Origin of the sequence: Buttiauxella massiliensis, assembly GCF_902500225.1 — a bacterium.
In the GTDB taxonomy this organism is placed as follows: Bacteria; Pseudomonadota; Gammaproteobacteria; order Enterobacterales; family Enterobacteriaceae; genus Buttiauxella; species Buttiauxella massiliensis.
On sequence record NZ_LR722649.1, the window covers coordinates 349,631 to 371,431 of the forward strand.

At 50.5% G+C, this 21,801-nt stretch carries 22 protein-coding genes; 14 read left to right on the forward strand and 8 right to left on the reverse strand.

Translation table 11 applies throughout. The annotated features are described in order from the left end of the window. Position 1: 1 nt before the first annotated feature. The 7 genes from pepP to GC128_RS03955 all read left to right on the forward strand — a co-directional run bounded on the left by pepP (position 2) and on the right by GC128_RS03955 (position 9,533). Positions 2-1,318, forward strand: coding sequence for a Xaa-Pro aminopeptidase (gene pepP / locus GC128_RS03925; protein WP_151993182.1), 1,317 nt, complete (start codon positions 2-4; stop codon positions 1,316-1,318). Then, positions 1,315-2,493, forward strand: coding sequence for a 2-octaprenyl-6-methoxyphenyl hydroxylase (gene ubiH, locus GC128_RS03930; RefSeq protein WP_151993183.1), 1,179 nt, complete (start codon positions 1,315-1,317; stop codon positions 2,491-2,493). Before pepP ends, ubiH begins: the two co-directional genes overlap by 4 nt. A gap of 162 nt (positions 2,494-2,655) precedes the next feature. Beyond that, the gene (gene ubiI / locus GC128_RS03935) at positions 2,656-3,858 is read left to right on the forward strand and encodes an FAD-dependent 2-octaprenylphenol hydroxylase (protein WP_151993184.1); all 1,203 of its coding nucleotides are present in this window, start codon (positions 2,656-2,658) and stop codon (positions 3,856-3,858) included. Between the two features lie 421 nt (positions 3,859-4,279). Further along, on the forward strand, positions 4,280-5,377 hold the full coding sequence (gene gcvT, locus GC128_RS03940) for a glycine cleavage system aminomethyltransferase GcvT (RefSeq protein ID WP_151993185.1): 1,098 nt from the start codon (positions 4,280-4,282) through the stop codon (positions 5,375-5,377). A 22-nt stretch (positions 5,378-5,399) separates the two neighbouring features. Beyond that, on the forward strand, positions 5,400-5,789 hold the full coding sequence (gcvH, locus tag GC128_RS03945) for a glycine cleavage system protein GcvH (protein ID WP_151993186.1): 390 nt from the start codon (positions 5,400-5,402) through the stop codon (positions 5,787-5,789). 56 nt (positions 5,790-5,845) lie between these two features. Next, positions 5,846-8,719: an aminomethyl-transferring glycine dehydrogenase gene (gene gcvP / locus GC128_RS03950; RefSeq protein ID WP_151993187.1), complete on the forward strand. Its 2,874-nt coding sequence runs from the start codon at positions 5,846-5,848 to the stop codon at positions 8,717-8,719. A gap of 70 nt (positions 8,720-8,789) precedes the next feature. Further along, positions 8,790-9,533, forward strand: a complete 744-nt coding sequence (locus GC128_RS03955; protein WP_151993188.1) for an SDR family oxidoreductase — start codon at positions 8,790-8,792, stop codon at positions 9,531-9,533. A gap of 50 nt (positions 9,534-9,583) precedes the next feature. Here GC128_RS03955 and GC128_RS03960 read toward each other — a convergent pair whose 3' ends face one another. The 3 genes from GC128_RS03960 to GC128_RS03970 all read right to left on the reverse strand — a co-directional run bounded on the left by GC128_RS03960 (position 9,584) and on the right by GC128_RS03970 (position 11,338). After that, positions 9,584-9,829: a pentapeptide MXKDX repeat protein gene (locus GC128_RS03960; RefSeq protein WP_151993189.1), complete on the reverse strand. Its 246-nt coding sequence runs from the start codon at positions 9,827-9,829 to the stop codon at positions 9,584-9,586. A 99-nt stretch (positions 9,830-9,928) separates the two neighbouring features. Next, positions 9,929-10,717 (reverse strand): molybdopterin-dependent oxidoreductase, encoded by a 789-nt coding sequence (locus tag GC128_RS03965; protein ID WP_151993190.1) that lies wholly within the window; start codon positions 10,715-10,717, stop codon positions 9,929-9,931. A 9-nt stretch (positions 10,718-10,726) separates the two neighbouring features. After that, positions 10,727-11,338: a cytochrome b/b6 domain-containing protein gene (locus tag GC128_RS03970; RefSeq protein ID WP_151993191.1), complete on the reverse strand. Its 612-nt coding sequence runs from the start codon at positions 11,336-11,338 to the stop codon at positions 10,727-10,729. Positions 11,339-11,478: 140 nt separating this feature from the next. On the opposite strand from GC128_RS03970, the gene GC128_RS03975 reads away from it, so the two are divergent. Next, positions 11,479-12,192, forward strand: coding sequence for a response regulator transcription factor (locus GC128_RS03975; RefSeq protein ID WP_151993192.1), 714 nt, complete (start codon positions 11,479-11,481; stop codon positions 12,190-12,192). A 3-nt stretch (positions 12,193-12,195) separates the two neighbouring features. Beyond that, positions 12,196-13,662 carry a sensor histidine kinase gene (locus GC128_RS03980; RefSeq protein ID WP_151993193.1) on the forward strand — a complete coding sequence of 489 codons (1,467 nt, stop codon included), beginning with the start codon at positions 12,196-12,198 and terminating at the stop codon, positions 13,660-13,662. A gap of 45 nt (positions 13,663-13,707) precedes the next feature. On the opposite strand, the gene GC128_RS03985 is transcribed toward GC128_RS03980, so the two are convergent. The 3 genes from GC128_RS03985 to GC128_RS03995 all read right to left on the reverse strand — a co-directional run bounded on the left by GC128_RS03985 (position 13,708) and on the right by GC128_RS03995 (position 16,647). Further along, a complete protein-coding gene (locus GC128_RS03985) occupies positions 13,708-15,141 on the reverse strand; it encodes a 6-phospho-beta-glucosidase (RefSeq protein ID WP_151993194.1) in 1,434 nt (477 codons plus the stop codon). Between the two features lie 165 nt (positions 15,142-15,306). After that, a complete protein-coding gene (locus GC128_RS03990) occupies positions 15,307-16,035 on the reverse strand; it encodes a MurR/RpiR family transcriptional regulator (protein ID WP_034457717.1) in 729 nt (242 codons plus the stop codon). Positions 16,036-16,050: 15 nt separating this feature from the next. Next, a complete protein-coding gene (locus GC128_RS03995) occupies positions 16,051-16,647 on the reverse strand; it encodes an HD domain-containing protein (RefSeq protein ID WP_151993195.1) in 597 nt (198 codons plus the stop codon). 285 nt (positions 16,648-16,932) lie between these two features. Here GC128_RS03995 and trhA point away from each other — a divergent pair, with 285 nt between their 5' ends. Beyond that, on the forward strand, positions 16,933-17,586 hold the full coding sequence (trhA, locus tag GC128_RS04000; RefSeq protein ID WP_151993196.1) for a PAQR family membrane homeostasis protein TrhA: 654 nt from the start codon (positions 16,933-16,935) through the stop codon (positions 17,584-17,586). A gap of 39 nt (positions 17,587-17,625) precedes the next feature. Here trhA and ygfZ read toward each other — a convergent pair whose 3' ends face one another. After that, positions 17,626-18,612 carry a tRNA-modifying protein YgfZ gene (gene ygfZ, locus GC128_RS04005; RefSeq protein WP_151993197.1) on the reverse strand — a complete coding sequence of 329 codons (987 nt, stop codon included), beginning with the start codon at positions 18,610-18,612 and terminating at the stop codon, positions 17,626-17,628. 247 nt (positions 18,613-18,859) lie between these two features. Between ygfZ and sdhE the strand changes: the two genes are divergently transcribed. Next, on the forward strand, positions 18,860-19,126 hold the full coding sequence (sdhE, locus tag GC128_RS04010) for an FAD assembly factor SdhE (protein ID WP_151993198.1): 267 nt from the start codon (positions 18,860-18,862) through the stop codon (positions 19,124-19,126). Further along, entirely contained in the window at positions 19,107-19,529 is a 423-nt protein-coding gene (locus tag GC128_RS04015) for a protein YgfX (RefSeq protein ID WP_064513587.1), read from the forward strand. Before sdhE ends, GC128_RS04015 begins: the two co-directional genes overlap by 20 nt. A gap of 7 nt (positions 19,530-19,536) precedes the next feature. Here the strand turns inward: GC128_RS04015 and fldB are convergent, their stop codons facing one another. Continuing rightward, entirely contained in the window at positions 19,537-20,058 is a 522-nt protein-coding gene (gene fldB / locus GC128_RS04020; protein ID WP_151993199.1) for a flavodoxin FldB, read from the reverse strand. Positions 20,059-20,158: 100 nt separating this feature from the next. Here fldB and xerD point away from each other — a divergent pair, with 100 nt between their 5' ends. Together xerD and dsbC are read left to right on the forward strand one after the other, a co-directional pair. Then, the gene (gene xerD, locus GC128_RS04025; protein WP_151993200.1) at positions 20,159-21,055 is read left to right on the forward strand and encodes a site-specific tyrosine recombinase XerD; all 897 of its coding nucleotides are present in this window, start codon (positions 20,159-20,161) and stop codon (positions 21,053-21,055) included. 23 nt (positions 21,056-21,078) lie between these two features. Next, positions 21,079-21,795, forward strand: a complete 717-nt coding sequence (gene dsbC / locus GC128_RS04030) for a bifunctional protein-disulfide isomerase/oxidoreductase DsbC (RefSeq protein WP_151993201.1) — start codon at positions 21,079-21,081, stop codon at positions 21,793-21,795. The last annotated feature ends 6 nt before the right edge of the window (positions 21,796-21,801 follow it).

The following is a 21,801-nucleotide window of genomic DNA, read 5'->3' on the forward strand; positions in this document are numbered from 1 at the left end:
AATGAATCAGCACGAATTTCTCCGTCGCCGTCAGGCGTTGTTAGCCAAAATGGCACCGGCAAGCGCCGCGCTCATCTTTGCCGCTCCCGAGGTAACACGCAGTGCCGACAGTGAGTACCCGTATCGCCAGAACAGCGATTTCTGGTACTTCACCGGTTTCAACGAACCTGAAGCTGTACTGGTACTGATTAAAAGCGACGAAACCCATAATCACAGCGTGCTGTTCAATCGCCTGCGCGATAAAACCGCAGAAATTTGGTTTGGGCGTCGCCTTGGCCAGGAAGCGGCACCCGAAAAACTGGGCGTCGACCGTGCGCTGGCATTTTCCGAAATTGATGAGCAACTGCATCAGTTGCTCAATGGTCTCGATGTTGTCTATCACGCGCAGGGCGAACACGCTTACGCTGACACCATCGTTTTTGCCGCCCTTGATAAACTGCGCCGTGGTTCACGCCAGAATCTTGTCGCACCCGCGACATTGACCGACTGGCGTCCGTGGGTTCACGAGCAGCGCCTGTTTAAGTCGGAAGAAGAGATAGTCGCCATGCGCCGCGCCGGGGAAATCACCGCGCTGGCGCACACCCGCGCGATGGAAAAATGCCGTCCGGGCATGTTTGAATACCAGCTTGAAGGCGAAATCCTTCACGAATTTAACCGCCACGGCGCACGCTTCCCGTCTTACAACACGATTGTCGGCAGCGGTGAAAACGCCTGTATTCTTCATTACACCGAAAATGAAAGCCAAATGCGTGATGGCGATTTGGTATTAATCGACGCCGGTTGCGAATACAAAGGCTATGCCGGTGACATCACACGTACCTTCCCGGTGAACGGCAAATTCAGCGCTCCGCAGCGTGCGATTTACGACATCGTTCTCGAATCCCTTGAAACTGCTCTACAACTCTACCGCCCAGGCACCTCGATGCAGGAAGTTACCACGCAAGTGGTGCGCATTATGATTAGCGGGCTGGTGACACTCGGCATTCTCAAAGGTGAGGTTGATCAACTGATTGCTGACAACGCCCATCGCCCGTTCTTTATGCACGGCCTGAGCCACTGGCTGGGGCTGGATGTACACGACGTAGGCGCATACGGGCAGGATCGCTCTCGGGTGCTTGAGCCGGGAATGGTTATTACCGTTGAACCCGGTTTATACATTGCACCAGATGCAGATGTGCCCGCCGAGTACCGTGGCATTGGTATTCGTATTGAAGACGATATTCTTATCACCGTCGACGGTAACGAAAACCTGACGGCCAGCGTGGTGAAATCGGCAGACGATATCGAAGCATTAATGGCGGCGGCGCGTCAGTCATGAGCGTGATTATTGTCGGGGGCGGTATGGCGGGTGCGACGCTTGCGCTGGCGATATCGCATCTAACCCACGGAAAACTGCCGGTTCACTTGATTGAAGCGGCAGCGCCAGAATCAGCGGCGCATCCCGGTTTTGATGCCCGCGCAATCGCCATCGCGCAAGGCACCTGCCAGCAGCTGACGCGCATCGGCGTGTGGCCTGCTCTCAAAGAGTGCGCGACGGCGATTACTACAGTTCATGTCAGCGATCGTGGGTATGCAGGTTTTGTCACTCTCGAAGCTCAGGATTATCAAATATCTGCGTTAGGGCAGGTGGTAGAGCTGCATGATGTCGGTCTGCGATTATTTGCTTTACTGCGTAAAGCGCCGGGCGTGACCTTGCATTGCCCGCAACGTGTCGCGTCCTTTACTCGCGAAACCGATAAAGTGAGCGTTAAGCTCGATAATGGCGAATGTATTGAAGGCCAATTGTTGGTGGCTGCAGATGGTTCGCGCTCGGCGCTTGCCGCGCAGTGTGGCGTGACCTGGCAGCAGCAGGATTATCGGCAAGTGGCGGTGATCGCCAATATCATCACATCGCAGTCCCATAATGGCCGTGCTTTTGAGCGTTTTACCGAGCATGGGCCGCTGGCAATGTTACCGATGTCTGATGGGCGCTGTTCGCTGGTGTGGTGCCATCCTCTGGCGGCTCAGGCTGACATTGCGCAGTGGGATGACGAGCGGTTCTGCAATGAACTGCAACGCGCATTTGGCTGGCGGCTTGGTCGCATCACACATGCCGGTGTGCGCTCGCAATATCCGCTGGCGCTGACCACCGCTTCGCAGCCGGTTTCGCACCGCGTTGCGCTGGTGGGAAATGCCGCGCAAACTTTGCATCCGATTGCCGGGCAGGGATTTAACCTGGGTTTACGCGATGTGATGTCGCTGGCTGAAAACCTGGCAATGGCACATGAAGCATCTCAGGATATTGGCAGTTACGGCGTTTTGGTTGAATATCAGCAGCGCCGTTATGAAGATAAAAATGCCACCATTGGCGTGACCGATGGCTTAGTTCGGCTGTTCGCCAATCATTGGGCTCCGCTGGTTGTTGGACGAAATCTTGGGCTGATAGCGATGGAACATTTTACTCCTGCACGTGATGCGCTGGCGCAGCGTACGCTAGGCTGGGTTGCGCGTTAAAACCTGCCACCAGCCTTATTTATTTGCCATTTTGCCCCGGGAATGTGCTCGAAATCCTCACGTACTTTAGTACGCTCCGGCTTCTCCGCGCACTCCCGATCCAAACTGGTTGCAACATATACGCCTGGTGAGCAGGTTTAAGAATGTTAAAGGAGAGTCAATTTGCAAAGCGTTGATGTGGCGATTGTTGGTGGTGGCATGGTTGGGCTGGCGGTTGCCTGTGGCTTGCAAGGCAGTGGTTTGCGTGTTGCGGTGCTGGAGAACCATCTCCCAAAGCCGCTGGCACCTGAATCTGCACCCGCTTTGCGTGTTTCGGCCATCAATGCTGCCAGCGAAAAATTGCTCACTCATCTTGGTGCATGGCCAAAAATTGTTGCCCAACGTGCCAGTTGCTATCACGGCATGGAAGTGTGGGATCAAGACAGCTTCGGGCATATCGCTTTTGACGATAAATCCTTTGGTTTCAGCCATCTTGGCCACATTATCGAAAACTCGGTAATTCATCATGCATTGTGGCAACGAGCTGAGCAGTGCAGTGATGTCACCCTAATGGCTCCTGCCGAATTACAACAGGTTGCGTGGGGTGAAAACGAGGCGTTCATAACGCTGAAAGACGGCTCAATGCTCACCGCGCGTTTGGTCGTCGGGGCTGATGGTGCCAACTCCTGGCTGCGCAACCAGGCCGATATCCCGCTCACTTTTTGGGATTATCGCCATCATGCTTTGGTTGCCACCATCCGTACCGCCGAACCCCATGAAGCAGTGGCTCGTCAGGTGTTTCATGGCGAAGGGATTTTGGCCTTCCTGCCATTAAGTGACCCGCATTTATGTTCAATTGTCTGGTCATTGCCGCCGCTGGAAGCTGAACGTTTGCAACAGGCAAGCGATGAAGAATTTAACCAGGCGCTGTCCGTAGCATTCAATATGCGCCTTGGTTTGTGCAGTGTTGAAAGCGAACGCCAGGTGTTCCCGCTGACAGGCCGTTACGCGCGCAATTTTGCGGCTCACCGTCTGGCGCTGGTTGGCGATGCGGCACACACCATTCATCCGTTAGCTGGGCAAGGTGTGAATCTTGGGTTTATGGATGCCGCTGAACTAATTGAGGAAGTGCGTCGTTTGCATCGCCAGGGCAAAGACATCGGGCAGTATTTGTATCTGCGTCGCTACGAGCGTAGCCGTAAACATAGTGCGGCGATGATGCTTGCCAGCATGCAGGGTTTCCGCGATCTGTTTGCCGGCAGCAATCCGGCGAAGAAATTGCTGCGCGATATCGGTCTGAAACTGGCGGATACGCTTCCGGGTGTAAAACCGCAACTTGTTAAGCAGGCGATGGGCCTACACGATTTACCGAATTGGTTAAGATAACTACGTCACATTTCCCTTTCCTTTTATTGGAAAGGGAAACACCCTCCTCATTTGAAAAATTCTAATCTCACCTGTTATTTCGGATTACTTTTTCTCATCCCGCATTTTTAGCGATGTAGTGAATTTGTTTCTGAAATGGTCGTAAATGTTAGCTAACGCTAAATTCTGACTTAAACACTTCCTGTTTATGCGTAGCGACTCGCATTTTTACAGTCGAATGCTCTGCACCATGTGCCTGCGATTTTGGTCATAAGCTAATGCAATGACCGTTTGAGCCTTATGGTTTACTCCCTCATTCAATGGTAAGTTCAGGCAAAAGGTAACGTTTGCGTCGCTATCGGGATCGGTGGCGATGCTGGGTTTCGTCTGACGAAAAGAAAAGCGAACAGCGCTTTTCAACCAGATGGTTAAAGAGGAAAAAATGACTCAAAAGACCCCTTTGTTTGATCAGCACAATCTCTGCGGTGCGCGCATGGTGGATTTCCACGGCTGGATGATGCCATTGCACTATGGCTCGCAGATTGATGAGCACTATGCCGTGCGCAACGATGCCGGGATGTTTGATGTCTCCCACATGACCATCGTTGACCTGAAAGGTGCCCGTACTCGCGAATTCCTGCGTTATCTCGTCGCCAACGACGTAGCCAAACTGACCCAGCCGGGTAAAGCCCTCTACACCGCCATGCTCAATGCCTCCGGCGGTGTTATCGATGACCTGATTATCTATTTCCAGACCGAAGACTTCTTCCGCCTGGTGGTGAACTCTGCCACCCGCGAAAAAGATCTGGCCTGGATTAATCAACACGCCGAACCGTTCGCGGTTGAAGTCAGCGTGCGTGATGATCTTTCACTGATTGCTGTGCAAGGGCCAAACGCTCAGGCTAAAGCCGCGCAGCTATTTACTGAAGAACAACGCAAAGCGGTTGCTGGCATGAAACCATTCTTTGGTGTTCAGGCGGGCGATCTGTTTATTGCGACCACCGGTTATACCGGTGAGGCGGGCTATGAAATTGCCATGCCAAACGAAAAAGCTGCCGAATTTTGGGCGCAACTGGTCGAGATTGGCGTGAAACCTTGCGGCCTTGGCGCGCGTGACACGCTGCGTCTGGAGTCCGGTATGAACCTGTATAGCCAGGAAATGGATGAGAGTGTTTCTCCATTGGCCGCGAATATGGGTTGGACTATCGCCTGGCAGCCTGAAGACCGTGATTTTATTGGCCGTGAAGCCCTGGAGAGCCAGCGTGAGAAAGGCACGGACCAGCTTGTTGGCTTGATCATGACGGAAAAAGGCGTATTACGTAATGAGCTGCCTGTTCGTTTTACTGATGAATCAGGCAACATCCGTGAAGGCGTTATCACCAGCGGGACCTTCTCGCCGACGTTAGGTTACAGCATTGCTCTGGCACGCGTTCCTGCGGGCATTGGCGAAACCGCCATTGTTCAAATCCGCAACCGAGAAATGCCGGTCAAAGTAACCAAACCAATTTTTGTTCGCGGCGGTAAAGCTGTCGCGCAGTGAATTTGAAATCAGGAGAAAAACAATGAGCAATGTGCCGAACGAATTGAAATACAGCAAAGAACACGAGTGGCTGCGTAAAGAAGCTGATGGTACTTACACCATTGGTATCACCGAGCACGCGCAAGAGCTGCTGGGCGATATGGTGTTTGTCGACCTGCCAGAAGTGGGCGCAACAGTCAGCACTGGTGATGATTGCGCCGTTGCCGAATCTGTAAAAGCGGCTTCCGATATTTACGCGCCAATCAGCGGTGAAATCATCGCAGTCAACACTGAGCTGAGCGACTCGCCTGAGCTAATCAACAGCGAGCCATACGCGGCGGGCTGGATCTTCAAGATCAAAGCGAGCGACGAGTCCGAACTGGATGGTTTGCTGGATGCAACCGCGTACGAAGCCTTACTCGAAGACGAATAAATCTTTTATCCCCTCATCCTCTCGGGTGAGGGGAAACACTTCAGGAATCACCGCTCATGACCCAGTCTTTACGTCAGCTTGAAAATCACGAAGCGTTTATCGACCGCCACATTGGACCAGACGCACAGCAGCAACACGAAATGCTGGAGACGGTGGGCGCTCGTTCGTTAAACGAGCTGATCGCTTCGATCGTTCCGGCTGATATCCAGCTTGCCGAGCCACCACAGGTGGGTGAGGCTGCAACTGAATTCGCGGCCCTGGCTGAATTAAAGACCATCGCCAGCCGTAACAAGCGCTTTAAAACGTATATCGGCATGGGTTATACCGCGGTGCAAACTCCGCCGGTGATTCTACGTAACATGCTGGAAAATCCAGGCTGGTATACCGCGTACACGCCGTATCAACCTGAAGTATCCCAAGGCCGTCTTGAAGCTCTGCTTAATTTCCAGCAAGTGACGCTGGATCTTACTGGCCTTGATATCGCCTCGGCTTCTTTGCTGGACGAAGCGACTGCCGCTGCCGAAGCCATGGCCATGGCCAAGCGCGTCAGCAAACTGAAAAACGCCAACCGCTTCTTTGTTGCCGCTGACGTACACCCGCAAACGCTGGATGTGGTGCGCACCCGTGCTGAAACCTTTGGTTTTGACGTGATTGTTGACGACGCTGCGAAAGTGCTGGATCACCAGGACGTGTTCGGTGTGCTGTTGCAACAAGTGGGCACCACCGGCGAAGTACATGATTACAGCGCGCTAATTAGCGAATTGAAACAACGTAAAGTCATCGTGAGCGTTGCCGCTGACTTTATGACGCTGGTTCTGCTGACCGCACCAGGCAAGCAAGGTGCCGACATTGTGTTTGGTTCCGCACAGCGTTTCGGCGTGCCAATGGGCTACGGTGGCCCGCATGCCGCATTCTTTGCTGCACGCGATGAATTCAAGCGTTCCATGCCAGGCCGTATTATCGGCGTTTCTCGCGATGCCGCGGGCCGCACCGCGCTGCGCATGGCGATGCAAACTCGCGAGCAACATATCCGCCGCGAAAAAGCGAACTCCAACATTTGTACTTCCCAGGTTCTGCTGGCAAACATCGCCAGCCTGTATGCGGTGTTCCACGGCCCGGCTGGCCTGAAACGCATTGCAGGGCGCATTCATCGCCTGACCGATATTCTGGCTTCTGGCCTGCAACAAAAAGGGCTGGTGCTGCGTCATAAACATTGGTTCGACACTTTGTGTGTCGAAGTCACCGATAAAGCTGGTGTGCTGGCTCGTGCCGAAGCCAATGAAATCAACCTGCGCAGCGATATTCTTAACGCGGTTGGCATTACGCTTGATGAAGCGACCACCCGCGAAGATGTTCAGGCGCTGTTCACCGTTTTACTGGGTGACAACCACGGTCTGGATATCGACAAACTCGACCAAAACGTGGCGGGCGATAGCCTGTCTGTTCCGAAAGGAATGCTGCGTGAAGATGCGATCCTGACGCATCCGGTGTTCAATCGCTACCACAGCGAAACTGAAATGATGCGCTATATGCACTCGCTCGAGCGCAAAGATCTGGCGTTGAATCAGGCGATGATCCCGCTGGGTTCCTGCACCATGAAGCTGAATGCTGCGGCTGAGATGATCCCAATCACCTGGCCGGAATTTGCTGAACTGCACCCGTTCTGCCCGGCAAACCAGGCGGAAGGTTATCACCAGATGATCTCCCAACTATCTGACTGGCTGGTGAAACTGACCGGTTACGACGCGCTTTGTATGCAGCCAAACTCTGGGGCTCAAGGTGAATATGCGGGTCTGCTGGCGATTCGTCGCTACCACGAAAGCCGCAACGAAGGCAGCCGTAATCTATGCCTGATCCCAAGCTCTGCGCACGGTACAAACCCGGCATCAGCGCAAATGGCGGGTATGGAAGTGGTGGTGGTCGCCTGTGATAAACAAGGTAACATCGATCTTCACGATCTGCGTCTTAAAGCAGAGCAAGCGGGCGATGCGCTGTCTTGTATCATGGTGACTTACCCGTCTACCCATGGTGTGTATGAAGAAACCATCCGCGAAGTCTGCCAGATTGTGCATCAATTCGGCGGCCAGGTTTACCTGGATGGTGCGAACATGAACGCACAGGTGGGGATTACTTCACCGGGCTATATCGGCGCGGATGTTTCGCACCTCAACCTGCACAAAACCTTCTGTATTCCACACGGCGGTGGCGGCCCAGGTATGGGTCCAATTGGGGTGAAAGCGCACCTGGCTCCGTTCGTACCAGGCCACAGCGTGGTGCAAATTGAAGAGATGTTAACCCAGCAGGGCGCGGTTTCCGCAGCACCGTTTGGTAGTGCATCAATTCTGCCAATCAGCTGGATGTACATCCGCATGATGGGCGCGCAGGGGCTGAAAAAGGCAAGCCAGACGGCGATCCTGAATGCTAACTATATTGCGACTCGCCTGAAATCCGCCTTCCCGATTCTTTATACCGGGCGCAGTGGCCATGTGGCGCATGAATGTATTCTCGATATTCGCCCACTGAAAGAAGAGACTGGCATCAGCGAGCTGGATATTGCTAAGCGACTGATTGACTTCGGTTTCCATGCGCCAACTATGTCTTTCCCGGTTGCGGGTACGTTGATGGTTGAGCCAACCGAGTCAGAAAGCAAACTGGAGCTGGATCGCTTTATCGACGCGATGCTGACTATCCGCACTGAAATCGACCGTGTTGCGCGTGGTGAATGGCCGCTGGAAGACAACCCGCTGGTTAATGCGCCGCACACGCAGGACGAAATCGTGGCTGACTGGACGCATCCATATACCCGCGAATTGGCGGTGTTCCCGGTAGGCCATAGCAACAAATACTGGCCAACAGTGAAACGTCTGGATGATGTATACGGCGACCGCAATCTGTTCTGCTCTTGTGTGCCGATGAGCGAATATCAGTAATATTTATCCCGCTATATACTCTTAAGGGCACTTCGGTGCCCTTTGTTTTATCTGTAGATCAGGAGGCAAAATGGGTGTGGTTCTGGTAACGGGCGCAAGTCGTGGCATTGGTAGGGCGACTGCTATCCTGTTGGCACAGGCTGGCTACAAAGTCGTGATTAATTATCAGCAAAGCAAACAAGCCGCTGATGAAGTGGTAAGTATTATTCGTGCGCACAGCGGCAAGGCACTTGCCATCAAAGCGGATATTGCTGATGAACTTCAAGTGATGGCGATGTTCGTAGAAATCGACAATGCTTTCGGGCCGGTGACCGCGCTGGTCAACAACGCCGGGATTTTGTTCCAGCAATCCACCATTGAAGAACTGACGGCAGAACGTATTAATCGCGTGCTGGCGACTAACGTCACCGGCTATTTTCTCTGCTGCCGTGAAGCCGTAAAACGCATGTCGTTTCGCCACGGTGGAAAAGGGGGCGCGATTGTTAATGTGTCGTCTGCCGCGGCACGTTTAGGTGCACCGGGCGAATATGTTGATTATGCGGCGTCGAAAGGTGCGGTAGACACGTTAACCACCGGGCTTTCTTTGGAAGTTGCTGCGCAGGGTATTCGTGTAAATGGCGTGCGGCCAGGTTTTATCTATACCGAAATGCATGCTTCTGGTGGTGAACCCGGGAGAGTCGACCGCGTAAAAGATCTCTTGCCGATGAAACGTGGTGGCCAGCCAGAAGAGGTCGCGCAGGCCATCGCCTGGTTGCTAAGCGATAACGCCTCTTACGTGACGGGAAGTTTCCTGGATTTAGCGGGCGGCAGATAAAATCAATGGCAGTCACCTGAATGTTCGGTGAACTGCCATTATTCAGGTTATTACTTTTTACCCATCTCGTCTTTAGCCATATTGTCCTTAGACATATGATCCTTAGACATGCCGTCTTTTGACATATTGTCTTTCGACATGCAGTCTTTTTTCATACTGTCTTTAGAGCAGTCATGGGACATTTTCTCCATGTTATCTTTGGCCATATTATCTTTAGCCATATTATCGGCAGCATTTGCAGCCGTTACGCCAAAGAATAATGCTGAGCACATCAGAGCTGTGTAGAGTTTTTTCATTTTTTATATCCTCGTCGTTTAATTAACTACAGTGATTAATGATACCCAAAATAATTCGAGTGACAGTCAACGTAGCTGTCGCTTGAATTATGAAGGGTATTAACTTCCTCCGAACCAATTATAACCCTGATCCTCCCAATAACCTCCGGGATAACGATTGGTGACTTCCATAACCAAAATATGCTTTGGGTTTTTATAACCTAACTTGGTTGGCATTCTTAATTTCATGGGGAAACCATATTTACGTGGCAATATTTCTCCGTCGTAAGTTAATGCAATAATGGTTTGTGGATGTAACGCTGTTGCCATATCAATGCTGGTGTAGTAATCGTCAGCGCATTTGAAACTGACGTAACGGGCGTTTAAATCGGCACCAATGCCTTTGAGAAATAGCGAGAACGGCACGCCGTCCCATTTGCCAATGGCACTCCATCCTTCAACACATATATGCCGTGTCACCTGACTGACCTGCGCCATCTGGTGCAGTTGGGCGAGTGTCCACGGGCGTTTATCAGCCACTAAACCGGCGATTTCCAGGCGGTATGCGTCGCCATTAACCACAGGTGCTTCCTCTTCACTGTAAAAAGCATTGAAGGGGAATGGGCGTGTCATCATACTTTCCGGATAAACCGGAGCCAGGTCATTGGCATTAAATAACCAGCCTTGCACCCGGTCATTAAAGCGTGAAATACGGCTTAATGTGTTTTCTACCGATTGATTATCACTAATATCGCAACCGGTTAGCATCATCAAACCACCCAGCGTTAAACCTTGTTTTAAAAAACGACGGCGGCCTTCTGATGATAACTGCTTATTAATTTCTTTCGTGGCATCGTGAATAATGACTGCTTTATCGGAGTCAGAGAAAAGCTTATTTTTATTGTTCATCTTTTTCCCTTATCGCCCACGCAGCATAGCGAGTAAAGTTTTTGGCACCAGCGCCACCATAATTAGGTGAATGACGACAAACCCCACCATTCCAGACATGGCATAAAAATGAATAAAACGCGCGTTGTCATAACCACCCAATAATTCGCGTAATAGTGGAAACTGCACTGATTTCCAAATCACCAGGCCTGAACAAACAAGAATGATCCCGTCGAATATCACGAACAAATACGCCAGTTTTTGTACGGTGTTGTAGTGGCTAAGATCTTCATGAGCTAACTTTCCGCGCAGTGCTGCAACAAAATCTTTGATTAACTCGCGTGGCGACAAAGGCCAGAATTTGCGTTTCAGGCGACCGCTGAAAATATTAATCAGCAGATAAACCACGCCATTAATGCCAAAGAGCCACATTCCTGCGAAATGCCACTGCAACGCACCGCCTAACCAACCACCGAGGGTTAACTCAGCTGGAAAAGTAAAATTAAACAGCGGCGAGGCGTTATAAATCCGCCATCCGCTTGCCACCATGACAAGCATCGCTAGTGCATTCAACCAGTGGCAAATCCTCAACCACATCGGATGAACGATAATGGGTTTAACCTGAAACGTTGGAGTATCCATCGTTTTATTTCCGGTTATTGCGTTGAAATGAGTGTGGCCTAAATCTGTTCGCCAAAGCCTCACGAAAAGTTAAATTAAATGTGATAACTCCACACCCGTTTGTTGTATAGACTTCCTTTAACGCAGGTATAAAAGGCGAAGTGATGAAGCCCAAAAAGTTACTAATCGTCGAGGATGACGAAAATATTGCAGAGCTCTTGCAACTCCATTTGCGAGAAGAAGGCTATGAGATTGTCCATGCGGCCGATGGTTCGCAGGGCCTGGAATTGCTTAAGCAGGGTGGATGGGATGCCTTGATTTTGGATCTTATGCTGCCTGGCGTTGATGGCCTGGAAATATGTCGCCATGCCCGCACCATGACACGCTATACGCCGATCGTGATGATCAGCGCGCGCTCAAGCGAAACACATCGGGTTTTGGGGTTGGAATTGGGCGCGGATGATTACCTGGCTAAACCGTTTTCTATGCTGGAGTTGGTGGCTCGTGTGAAAGCACTATTCCGCCGCCAGGAAGCGATGAGCCAGAACCTCATGCAGGATGCAGGAACACTGACTTTTGAAAGACTTACGATTGACCCACTGGCGCGAGATGTGCGCCTCAGACAACAACCTGTTGAACTGACACCGCGTGAGTTTGACTTGCTGTGGTTTTTTGCCAAACACCCTGGCAAAGTTTTCTCACGGCTGAATTTGCTCAACCAGGTTTGGGGTTATCAGCACGAAGGTTATGAACATACGGTAAACACGCACATCAATCGGCTGCGCATCAAGATTGAAGATAACCCCGCAGAACCTGAATTCATTCTGACGGTGTGGGGAAAAGGATATAAATTCATCGCACCGCGACACGAGTAAAACATGCGAAAACTCACTCTTTCACAGCGCCTGACTCTGGTTTTTGCGTTGTTGCTCATCACCTCTTGCTCCCTGCTGGGGTGGTTGCAAATTCGCACCAGCACGCAATACAGTCAGGCGGTGATTCAACAACTTTCAGGTTCACTGGCTGAACATATCAACCAGAGCTACCCGCTGCTTGGGCAAGATGGCCTGAATAATGATTCGGTGCGCACGCTGTTTGATCATCTGATGACGGTGAACCCAAGCGTTGAAGTTTATCTGTTGGATGATAAAGGCAACATCATTGGCGATGCCGCACCGCCGGATCATATTAAACGCCGTCAAGTCGATCTGGAGCCGATCCAGTCAGCTCTTAACGATCGGCAGTATCCGATCTACGGTGATGATCCACGCAGTATCGATGGCAAAAAAGTTTTTAGCGTGGCCCCGATGCGGCAAAACGGGCAGGTGAAAGGCTATCTGTATGTCATTTTGCTCGGTGAAAATTACAATGCGCTTGCCAGCGACGCGCAGTCGAATACGTTGTTTAAAGTGGTTCTGCTCTCTATCAGCCTGGTTGCATTGCTTGGACTAATTGTTGGTGGACTGGCATTTCGCTGGATTACTCGGCCACTGCGCTCGCTTTCACGTCAGGTTAATGCGCTGGAAACCGGTGGCATGGCGGAAATGCAGGCGATGGCCGCGCTCCCCTCCGAAAAAGTACACAGCAATGATGAAATTAGCCTATTACGCCAGGGGGTTATCATGATGGCGCGGCGGATTTCGGAACAGTGGCACCGTCTTTCGCAGCAAGACCAGTTGCGCCGTGAGTTTATCGCCAATATTTCTCATGACCTGCGCACGCCGTTAACCTCACTTCACGGTTATCTGGAAAGCTTATCTGTTATGTCAGCAACACTTTCCGAAGCTGAGAAAAAACGGTATCTGGAAATCGCTTTAGCGCAGAGCCAGAAAGTACGGACTCTTGCACAATCATTATTTGAACTCGCGCGTCTGGAATACGGCGTTGTGAAGCCGCAGAAAGAGCATTTTTGTCTGAGCGAGTTGCTGCAGGATGTCTTCCAGAAATTCGAACTTATGACGCAAACTCGTCAGTTGCAACTGGTGGCCGATATTCAGCCTGGCTTGCCGTTAATTGATGCGGATTTGGGGATGATCGAGCGGGTGCTGACTAACTTGCTCGACAATGCGATTCGCCATACGCCAGAGCAAGGAACTGTCGCGGTTCGATTGTGGAAAGAGGGCGAAAAGGTGATGGTGCAAATTAGCGATAGTGGGCCGGGTATCCCACAGGAACTGAAAGAGGGATTGTTTGTACGCCCGTCGATTATCAATCAGTCACATATTAGAGTTGGTGGATTAGGGCTGATGATTGTGCGCCAGATGCTGCAACTGCACGGCAGCGATATTGCGCTGGTGGAAAGACCAGAAACCGGTGCCTGCTTCCGTTTTGGGTTGCCTACCTGAATTAAAAGCGCCCCGCAAATGGGGGCGCAAGATTGATCAAATTAATCAGAGGTTTTCGCCGTTACTAGCAATCACTTCTTTGTACCAGTTAAAGCTCTTCTTGCGTGAGCGGGACATATCGCCAGTACCATCATCGTGCTTGTTCACATAGATAAAGCCGTAGCGTTTGCTGTACTGACCGGTGGTGAACGAAACACAGTCGATACAGCCCCATGGGGTATATCCCATCAAATCTACGCCGTCATACGTGACCGCTTTCATCATTTCGGAAACATGAGCTTTCAGATAATCAATGCGGTAATCGTCGTTGATTGAGCCATCTTCTTCCACTTTGTCATAAGCGCCAAAACCATTCTCAACGATGAACAGTGGTTTCTGGTAGCGTTCATACAGCTCACAGAGCGCGTAACGCAGGCCAACCGGGTCAATTTGCCAACCCCAATCAGACGCTTTAACGTGCGGGTTCGGTACGCTGCCCTGGAAGCCAGATAGTGCATCACCACTACCGCCTTCAGCCTTCACGGCGTTAGTCATGTAATAGCTGAAGCCGAGGTAATCGCATACACCTTCACGCAGGATTTGCTCATCGCCTGCTTCCATTTTGATATTGAATTCGCGGCGTTCCCACTCGTTCAACACGTAAGAAGGGTAGTAACCACGCAGTTGCACGTCGGTGAACACATAACGTTCGCGCATGGATTCCTGGGCGTACATTTGATCTTCTGGTTTGCAGGAGAAAGGATACAGCGGCACCATCGCCAGCATGCAGCCAATTTGCATCTCAGGGTTGATACGGTGACCAATTTTCACCGCCATCGCACTTGCGACGAACTGGTGATGGAGGACCTGATACATCACTTCTTCCGGGTTATCGTGTTCGGTGTAAACCACGCCGGAGCAGCAATAACCAAACAGCGGCGCTCGCCAGTTGCGCTGGTTATTGATTTCGTTGAAGGTCATCCAGTATTTCACTTTGCTCTTGTAGCGTTCAAACACCACTTCGGCAAAACGAACAAAGAAATCGACCACTTTACGGTTGGTCCAGCCACCGTATTCGGTAACCAGATGGTGTGGCATTTCAAAGTGGGATAGGGTGATAACCGGCTCAATGTTGTATTTCAGCAACTCATCGAACATGTCGTCATAGAATTTCAGCCCTTCTTCATTAGGCTGAAGTTCGTCGCCTTTCGGGAAAATACGCGTCCAGGCGATTGAGGTGCGGAAGCATTTGAAGCCCATCTCTGCAAACAGCGCGATGTCTTCTTTGTAACGGCCATGGAAATCGATGGCTTCATGGTTCGGGTAATATTTTCCAGGGATAACTTCCTGAGTGATTTCACGCGGCACGCCATGAGCGCCACCGGTTAGCACATCACAGATACTTGGGCCTTTACCTTCTTTGTTCCAGCCACCTTCAACCTGGTGTGCAGCAACTGCACCGCCCCATAAAAAATCTTTCGGTAAAGTCAGTTTTTTCATATTTTGTAATCTCACTGTCAGTGCCAGAAATAATGTGGGATACATCACAAAATGGCAGCGCATTAATAAGCTCTGGTCTGGAGTCTAGCAAATGAGATTTAATTGTCACGATATAACAAATCACGATTCATGTGATTTGTTACACGGAAAAAACAGGCTGTTTTTTTATGCCATTTTCTTAGCCAATTTACGGCCTATGGTCTCTAAAATATAAATGACAGGGATTTGCGTGGTGATGTCATACACCCCGCCGACGCGTGTAAGTGGAATGTGCCAGGAGATATTAAAGTCAGCAAGCTTCGCCAGCGCTGAGTTCTCGTGGCTGGTAATGGAGAGCACTTTACAGTTGTGCAGGCTGAACTGGCTGGCGAAGCGCAGGATCTCTTCTGTTTCACCGGAGACTGAAAGAACAATTGCCAGGGCATTTTTCGCCATATCATTAGTGACTGGGAAATAAGGGTCATCAATATGGTTACTAAATTTTCCGACATTAGAAAAGAAACGTGCACCATATTTAGCCAAAGCACCCGAAGTACCTGCTCCGACAAATATAATTCGTTCTGATGAACAAATAATATCAACTGCCTGATCAATTAAATTATCAAACTCTTCATTATTAGTGCTTTTAAAAAAGCTGATTATTTCACTCGGGCCAAAATTAACCAGCTGCTCATCATTTTGCTCAAGATACAATTTAAAGCGCACACGAAATTCAGAATAGCCTTCGCAATTTAGCTTGCGGCAAAAACGCAGCACTGTTGTCGTGGAAACACCCACCGCATCAGCCAACTCGCGGATTGTCATGTACATCACTTTGTCACGATTTTTGATGACAAAATTATAGACCAGCATTTCCAGGCCATTGAGATTGGCAATTGCTGCATGAGTAAACATCTGGGTCTTCCCGAATTAAATTAACCAGCCTTTTTCTTGCGCTGAATATAAATGACCGACGACATGTTGCCATAATTCGGGCCAGCTTTCGCCCACCAGCGCGTTGCGCTTCAACACTTGTTCGAGCGAAATTCCATTCTCGCGCCAGCTTTGCCCATCGTTATGCAAATTTTGCAGGATAGGGAGGATTCTATCGAGTGCTCCTGCAAAGCGAGAATCGGCGGTGGCACCGGCTTCATATTCCAGCCATAGCTGTAAAAACAGAGTGCTCTGTGGTTCAGGTAACAATCCAAACAACCTTTCAGCTGCGATGGCTTCTTTCTCGGCAATGGCTGCGCGAGCGGCAAGGTCATAAACCAGGACATCACCGACATCTATCTCGACGATATCATGCAGTAATGCCATCTGGACGACGCGGCAAATATCAACATTTTCTGGAGCGAAGGGAGCAAGACTCATGGCTGCTACGGCAAAATGCCAGCTATGTTCAGCGGAGTTCTCGGGGCGACCATGACCGATAATCTTAGTACGGCGCTCAACAAGTTTTAGCTTGTCGATCTCCATCAGAAAGTTAATCACTTCACTCATTGCGCCGAAAGCTAGCTGCGTCATCCTGGTGCTCCATTAGTAAATTATTGGTGTGAATATATTGTATCGATACCGTTATAAATTTTGATTGATTTATTTTAGCGTACAGGTGTTAGCTGGAATCGTTCTCAGCTATGCTCTACCCATCATTCTTCGAGCTGCCTACGCGTTGGTCTTCCTCGTTCAGCCCCGTCACTTACTCAAGTAAGCTCCAGGGGACTCACTGCGTCGCCGCCTTTATGCAACTCGAATTATTTTGGGTAGAGTTGCGATGCATTATCCATTTTTTGTCTCACCGGGAGTTGCCATATGTCTGACAAACCATTGATAGCGAAAGGATATTCAATGGCGGAGGAAATCGCCAACAGTATTAGCCATGGTATAGGACTGGTTTTTGGGATTGTCGGGCTGGTTTTGTTACTGATACAGGCGGTTGATGCTAACGCAAGTGTGACAGCAATAACCAGTTATAGCCTGTACGGCGGCAGCATGATTTTGCTGTTTCTCGCATCAACGTTGTATCACGCGATTCCCCATCAACCCGCCAAGCGCTGGCTGAAAAAATTTGACCACTGCGCAATTTATTTATTGATAGCCGGGACGTATACGCCCTTTTTACTCGTGGGCCTGGATTCGCCACTGGCGCGTGGACTGATGGTTGTGATTTGGGGGCTGGCGTTGGCCGGTATTCTCTTTAAGCTCACTATCGCTCATCGCTTTAAAGTTTTGTCATTAGTGACTTATCTGCTGATGGGCTGGTTATCGTTGGTAGTTATTTATCAGATGGTAATTAAACTCGCACCGGGCAGTGTAACGCTGTTGGCAGTTGGCGGGGTGATTTACTCGCTGGGAGTGATTTTCTACGTCTGCAAGCGTATTCCCTACAACCATGCAATCTGGCACGGTTTTGTGCTCGGCGGCAGTGTATGCCACTTCCTTGCGATTTATCTCTATATTCATTAATTATCCGTCGCCCCATGTGCAGGGCGACGGCGGGTTGTTTTACTCATCTTCTAACGAATATGGCAGTCGCTCAATAACCAGCTCGCTGCCGACATCATCACGAACGCGCAGCACGCTATTGGCTTCCAGATCGTTGTTCATCACAACCTGAACCAATACTCGCCCATCATCAAGCTGGCTGGCTGCCAGTACCGTACCGGTGCGACGCCAGTTATCACCCATTTTCAACTCCAGGTCTTCACCAGCTTCCGGTAAGCGGCTGGCTTTGCCTGCGAGATACCATAGAGCACGCTTGTTAGCGCCACGGAATTTCGCACGAGCCACCATTTCCTGACCGGTGTAACAACCTTTTTTGAAGCTGATACCGCCCAGCGCCTGAAGGTTCGTTGCCTGTGGGATGAACTGCGCGCTGTTAACCGGTTCAATAACCGGAATACCGGCTTCAATCTCCAGAGCTAACCATTGCTGGCTGTCGTTACGCTGTGCTTCACCCTGTAATTTTTCAGCCAGTATTTGCGCGGTAGATTCATCAGTTACCAGCATGAAACGCTCGGCAGGTAAGTTGAACCATAGGAGCGTGGTAGCACCTTCTTGTACAACCGGATTCTCTGCATCAGGCAAGGTGGCAAAGAGATTAGCCAGCGCAGCGCGAGCCTGGAAACCTGCAACGCCCATCAGCACGCTTTCATCATCTGGAGCGATGGTGACTTTGGAAAATACTGCATATTTTTTTAGCTCAACAAGCTGCGCATCACGCAGGTTTCGGCGCTCAATCAAGGCAAAACCCTCGCCACGATGGAACAGGCGCAGGTTGCTCCACATTTTCCCTTTCGCGTCACAATGCGCGCAAAGTGTGTGCTGATTTGCAGCCAGTTGTGCAACGTCGGTCGTGACCTGGCCTTGTAGGTAGGTTTCTGCATCTTTGCCTGTCACGCTTGCCAGTGCCCAATCATCAAGAGTCATGAGTGTTAGCGGCAGGCGGGCTGCGGCCGTAGGCTGACGCGGAGGAAATGGAGTGAAAGCCATAGTTATGTCCCTGGGTTTTGAGCAAATGAATTGGCTCAATGGTAAAAGAGCCATTTGGCAATGCAAGCAGTTTGATAACGCGAGTTGTGCGCTTACGCGTTTTCTCGCAAGGTTAATGCAACAGCAACGCATTACAGATTTTTCTCACGATAAAGCGCGCAAACGGTAACATTCATTTAATGCGTGCCATAAAAACACGTTACACTAACATTTGTACCTACTTTGTCAGAGAACCAGGAAAGAGCACATGGATATCAATAACAAAGCCCGGATTCATTGGGCGTGCCGCCGGGGAATGCGCGAGCTGGATATTTCGATTATGCCATTCTTCGAATATGAATATGACTCGTTAAGCACTGAGGATAAGCAGTTGTTTGTCCGTTTGCTGGAAAGCGATGATCCAGACCTGTTCAATTGGTTAATGAATCATGGCAAACCGGCAGATACAGAGCTGGAACGGATGGTGACACTGATTCAGACACGGAATAAAGAACGTGGTCCTGTGGCAATCTGATCTTCGCGTCTCCTGGCGTGCACAATGGCTGTCTCTTTTGGCTCATGGTCTGGTCGCCCTATTAGTGCTGCTAATGCCGTGGCCGATGAGCTATACGCTAATCTGGATGCTGCTACTTTCGCTGGTTGTATTTGACAGTGTGCGCAGCCAGCGGCGCATCCATGCCTGCCAGGGCGAAATGAAACTTCTGACCGACTACCATCTGCGTTGGCAAAACCAGGAGTGGGAAATCGTTGGTTCCCCTTGGGTTTTACGCAGTGGCATGATGCTGCGCTTACGACGAGTCGGGCGCAAACGCTGCCAGCATTTATGGCTGTCCGCTGATAGCATGGACACGGGTGAGTGGCGTGATTTACGTCGCCTGATGCTGCAACAACAGGCGAGTGGAAGTGGGGAAGCTTAAACAGCTTTCAGGCAAAATGTTCGGCCATTTCCGCAAGAATTTGCTCACACCAGGTTTCGATTCGCTCATCGCTTAAATCGTACTGATTGGTTTCATCAAGCGCCAGGCCAACGAACAGTTGCCCATCGGCAATAACCGGTTTCGGGCTAGTAAACTCGTAACCTTCAGTTGGCCAATAGCCAATAAACTGAGCGCCGCGTGGGGCCAGTTTGTCGTGGAGCATGCCCAGAGCATCAAGGAACCATTCACCGTAGCCGAGCTGATCGCCCATGCCATAAAGCGCAACCAGTTTGCCTTCAAGATTCAGATTATCCAGTTGATCCCAGACGGCTTCCCAGTCTTCCTGTAATTCGCCGAAATCCCAGGTGGGGATACCGAGAATTAACACATCGTATTGTTCCATCATGGCTGGTGAATCATCTTTCAGATTGTGCAGTGTCACCAGTTCCGGGCCAATGATGTCACGAATTTTTTCGGCAGCCATTTCGGTGTAACAAGTGCTGGAGCCATAAAAAAGGCCAATGTTCATCGCGTTAACAACTCTTTTAAAAACGTGCAGGATTGCAAGTGTATCAGATCCCATTGTGCATCATGCATAATGGACACAATTCGCCAAATGTGAGGCTGTAGTGGAACAGGATCTGGCCCGAATCGAACAATTTCTTGATGCGCTCTGGCTTGAGCGGAATCTGGCACAAAACACGTTAGACTCCTACCGTCGGGATCTGAAGATGGTGGCGGAGTGGCTGGAACGTCACTCTCTGAGTCTGCTGAATGTGCAAACTGGCGATTTGCAGTCGCTGTTTGCTGAGCGCCTTGAAGGTGGATATAAAGCAACAAGTTCAGCGCGTATGCTGAGCGCGATTCGTCGGTTGTTTCAGTATCTCTACCGCGAAAAATTACGCGAAGATGACCCGAGTGTGATGCTTTCATCGCCCAAACTACCGCAGCGTTTGCCGAAAGATTTAAGCGAAGCGCAGGTAGAACGTCTACTGCAAGCTCCTTGTATAGATCAGCCTATTGAGTTGCGTGATAAAGCGATGCTCGAATTATTGTATGCTACCGGGCTGCGCGTATCTGAGTTAGTCGGCCTGACAATGAGTGATGTCAGCCTGCGTCAGGGTGTGGTGCGAGTCATCGGTAAAGGTAATAAAGAACGCCTGGTGCCGATGGGCGAAGAGGCGGTTTACTGGGTGGAAAACTACCTGGAGCATGGGCGGCCATGGCTGCTCAATGGCGTGTCGATTGATACTGTTTTCCCGAGCAATCGTGCCCAACAAATGACGCGCCAGACATTCTGGCATCGCATTAAGCACTATGCGGTGCAGGCTGGAATCGATAGCGAAAAGCTGTCACCGCACGTTCTGCGACACGCATTTGCCACGCATTTACTGAACCATGGTGCGGATTTGCGAGTCGTACAGATGTTGCTTGGACACAGCGATTTGTCCACCACACAAATTTATACGCATGTAGCTACTGAGCGGTTACGCCAGCTACATCAACAGCACCACCCACGAGCGTGAGTGGTAGAAGATAAGGAATCATCATGAAAAAGCGTTTGTGGCTGCTCCCATTATTAGCGGTCTCTGTGTCCGGTTTTGTTCATGCTGACGACGCAGCAATCAAGCAGTCTCTTGCTAAGTTAGGCGTGCAAAATGCTGACATTCAGTCGGCACCTGTTGCGGGCATGAAAACGGTATTAACCGATAGCGGCGTTTTGTATGTGACCGAAGACGGTAAACACGTTATTCAGGGGCCGCTGTACGATGTGAGCGGTGCGCAGCCTGTTAACGTTACCAATCAGCTGCTGGTGGGTAAACTTAAAGCGCTTGAAAAAGAGATGATCGTTTACAAAGCGCCGCAAGAGAAACACGTCATTACGGTGTTTACCGACATTACCTGCGGCTATTGTCACAAGCTGCACGAAGAGATGAAAGACTACAATGCGTTGGGGATTACCGTGCGTTATCTGGCCTTCCCACGCCAGGGCCTGCAAAGCCAGACCGAAAACGACATGAAAGGCATCTGGTGTGCAAAAGACCCTAAAAAGGCCTTCGATGCGGCGATGAAAGGCGAAGCGGTAGCTGGCGGGGCTTGCGATATGAATATCGCGAACCATTACAACCTGGGCGTGCAGTTCGGCATTCAGGGGACGCCTGCGATTGTGCTGAGTAACGGCACGGTTATTCCTGGCTATCAGGGGCCGAAAGAGATGAAGCAAATGCTGGATGCACACCAGCAACTGACCAATGTAGGTGGGTAGTTAAAG

What these genes read in the sequence shown, in the direction of transcription:
- gcvH (WP_151993186.1), top strand. Translation starts at nt 5,400, where the DNA reads ATGAGCAATGTGCCGAACGAATTGAAATACAGCAAAGAACACGAGTGG.
- fldB (WP_151993199.1), bottom strand. Translation starts at nt 20,058, where the DNA reads ATGAACATTGGCCTTTTTTATGGCTCCAGCACTTGTTACACCGAAATG.
- gcvT (WP_151993185.1), top strand. Translation starts at nt 4,280, where the DNA reads ATGACTCAAAAGACCCCTTTGTTTGATCAGCACAATCTCTGCGGTGCG.
- gcvP (WP_151993187.1), top strand. Translation starts at nt 5,846, where the DNA reads ATGACCCAGTCTTTACGTCAGCTTGAAAATCACGAAGCGTTTATCGAC.
- trhA (WP_151993196.1), top strand. Translation starts at nt 16,933, where the DNA reads ATGTCTGACAAACCATTGATAGCGAAAGGATATTCAATGGCGGAGGAA.
- GC128_RS03985 (WP_151993194.1), bottom strand. Translation starts at nt 15,141, where the DNA reads ATGAAAAAACTGACTTTACCGAAAGATTTTTTATGGGGCGGTGCAGTT.
- sdhE (WP_151993198.1), top strand. Translation starts at nt 18,860, where the DNA reads ATGGATATCAATAACAAAGCCCGGATTCATTGGGCGTGCCGCCGGGGA.
- GC128_RS03995 (WP_151993195.1), bottom strand. Translation starts at nt 16,647, where the DNA reads ATGACGCAGCTAGCTTTCGGCGCAATGAGTGAAGTGATTAACTTTCTG.
- GC128_RS03965 (WP_151993190.1), bottom strand. Translation starts at nt 10,717, where the DNA reads ATGAACAATAAAAATAAGCTTTTCTCTGACTCCGATAAAGCAGTCATT.
- GC128_RS03980 (WP_151993193.1), top strand. Translation starts at nt 12,196, where the DNA reads ATGCGAAAACTCACTCTTTCACAGCGCCTGACTCTGGTTTTTGCGTTG.
- ubiH (WP_151993183.1), top strand. Translation starts at nt 1,315, where the DNA reads ATGAGCGTGATTATTGTCGGGGGCGGTATGGCGGGTGCGACGCTTGCG.
- GC128_RS03960 (WP_151993189.1), bottom strand. Translation starts at nt 9,829, where the DNA reads ATGAAAAAACTCTACACAGCTCTGATGTGCTCAGCATTATTCTTTGGC.
- GC128_RS03955 (WP_151993188.1), top strand. Translation starts at nt 8,790, where the DNA reads ATGGGTGTGGTTCTGGTAACGGGCGCAAGTCGTGGCATTGGTAGGGCG.
- pepP (WP_151993182.1), top strand. Translation starts at nt 2, where the DNA reads ATGAATCAGCACGAATTTCTCCGTCGCCGTCAGGCGTTGTTAGCCAAA.
- GC128_RS03970 (WP_151993191.1), bottom strand. Translation starts at nt 11,338, where the DNA reads ATGGATACTCCAACGTTTCAGGTTAAACCCATTATCGTTCATCCGATG.
- ygfZ (WP_151993197.1), bottom strand. Translation starts at nt 18,612, where the DNA reads ATGGCTTTCACTCCATTTCCTCCGCGTCAGCCTACGGCCGCAGCCCGC.
- dsbC (WP_151993201.1), top strand. Translation starts at nt 21,079, where the DNA reads ATGAAAAAGCGTTTGTGGCTGCTCCCATTATTAGCGGTCTCTGTGTCC.
- GC128_RS03990 (WP_034457717.1), bottom strand. Translation starts at nt 16,035, where the DNA reads ATGTTTACTCATGCAGCAATTGCCAATCTCAATGGCCTGGAAATGCTG.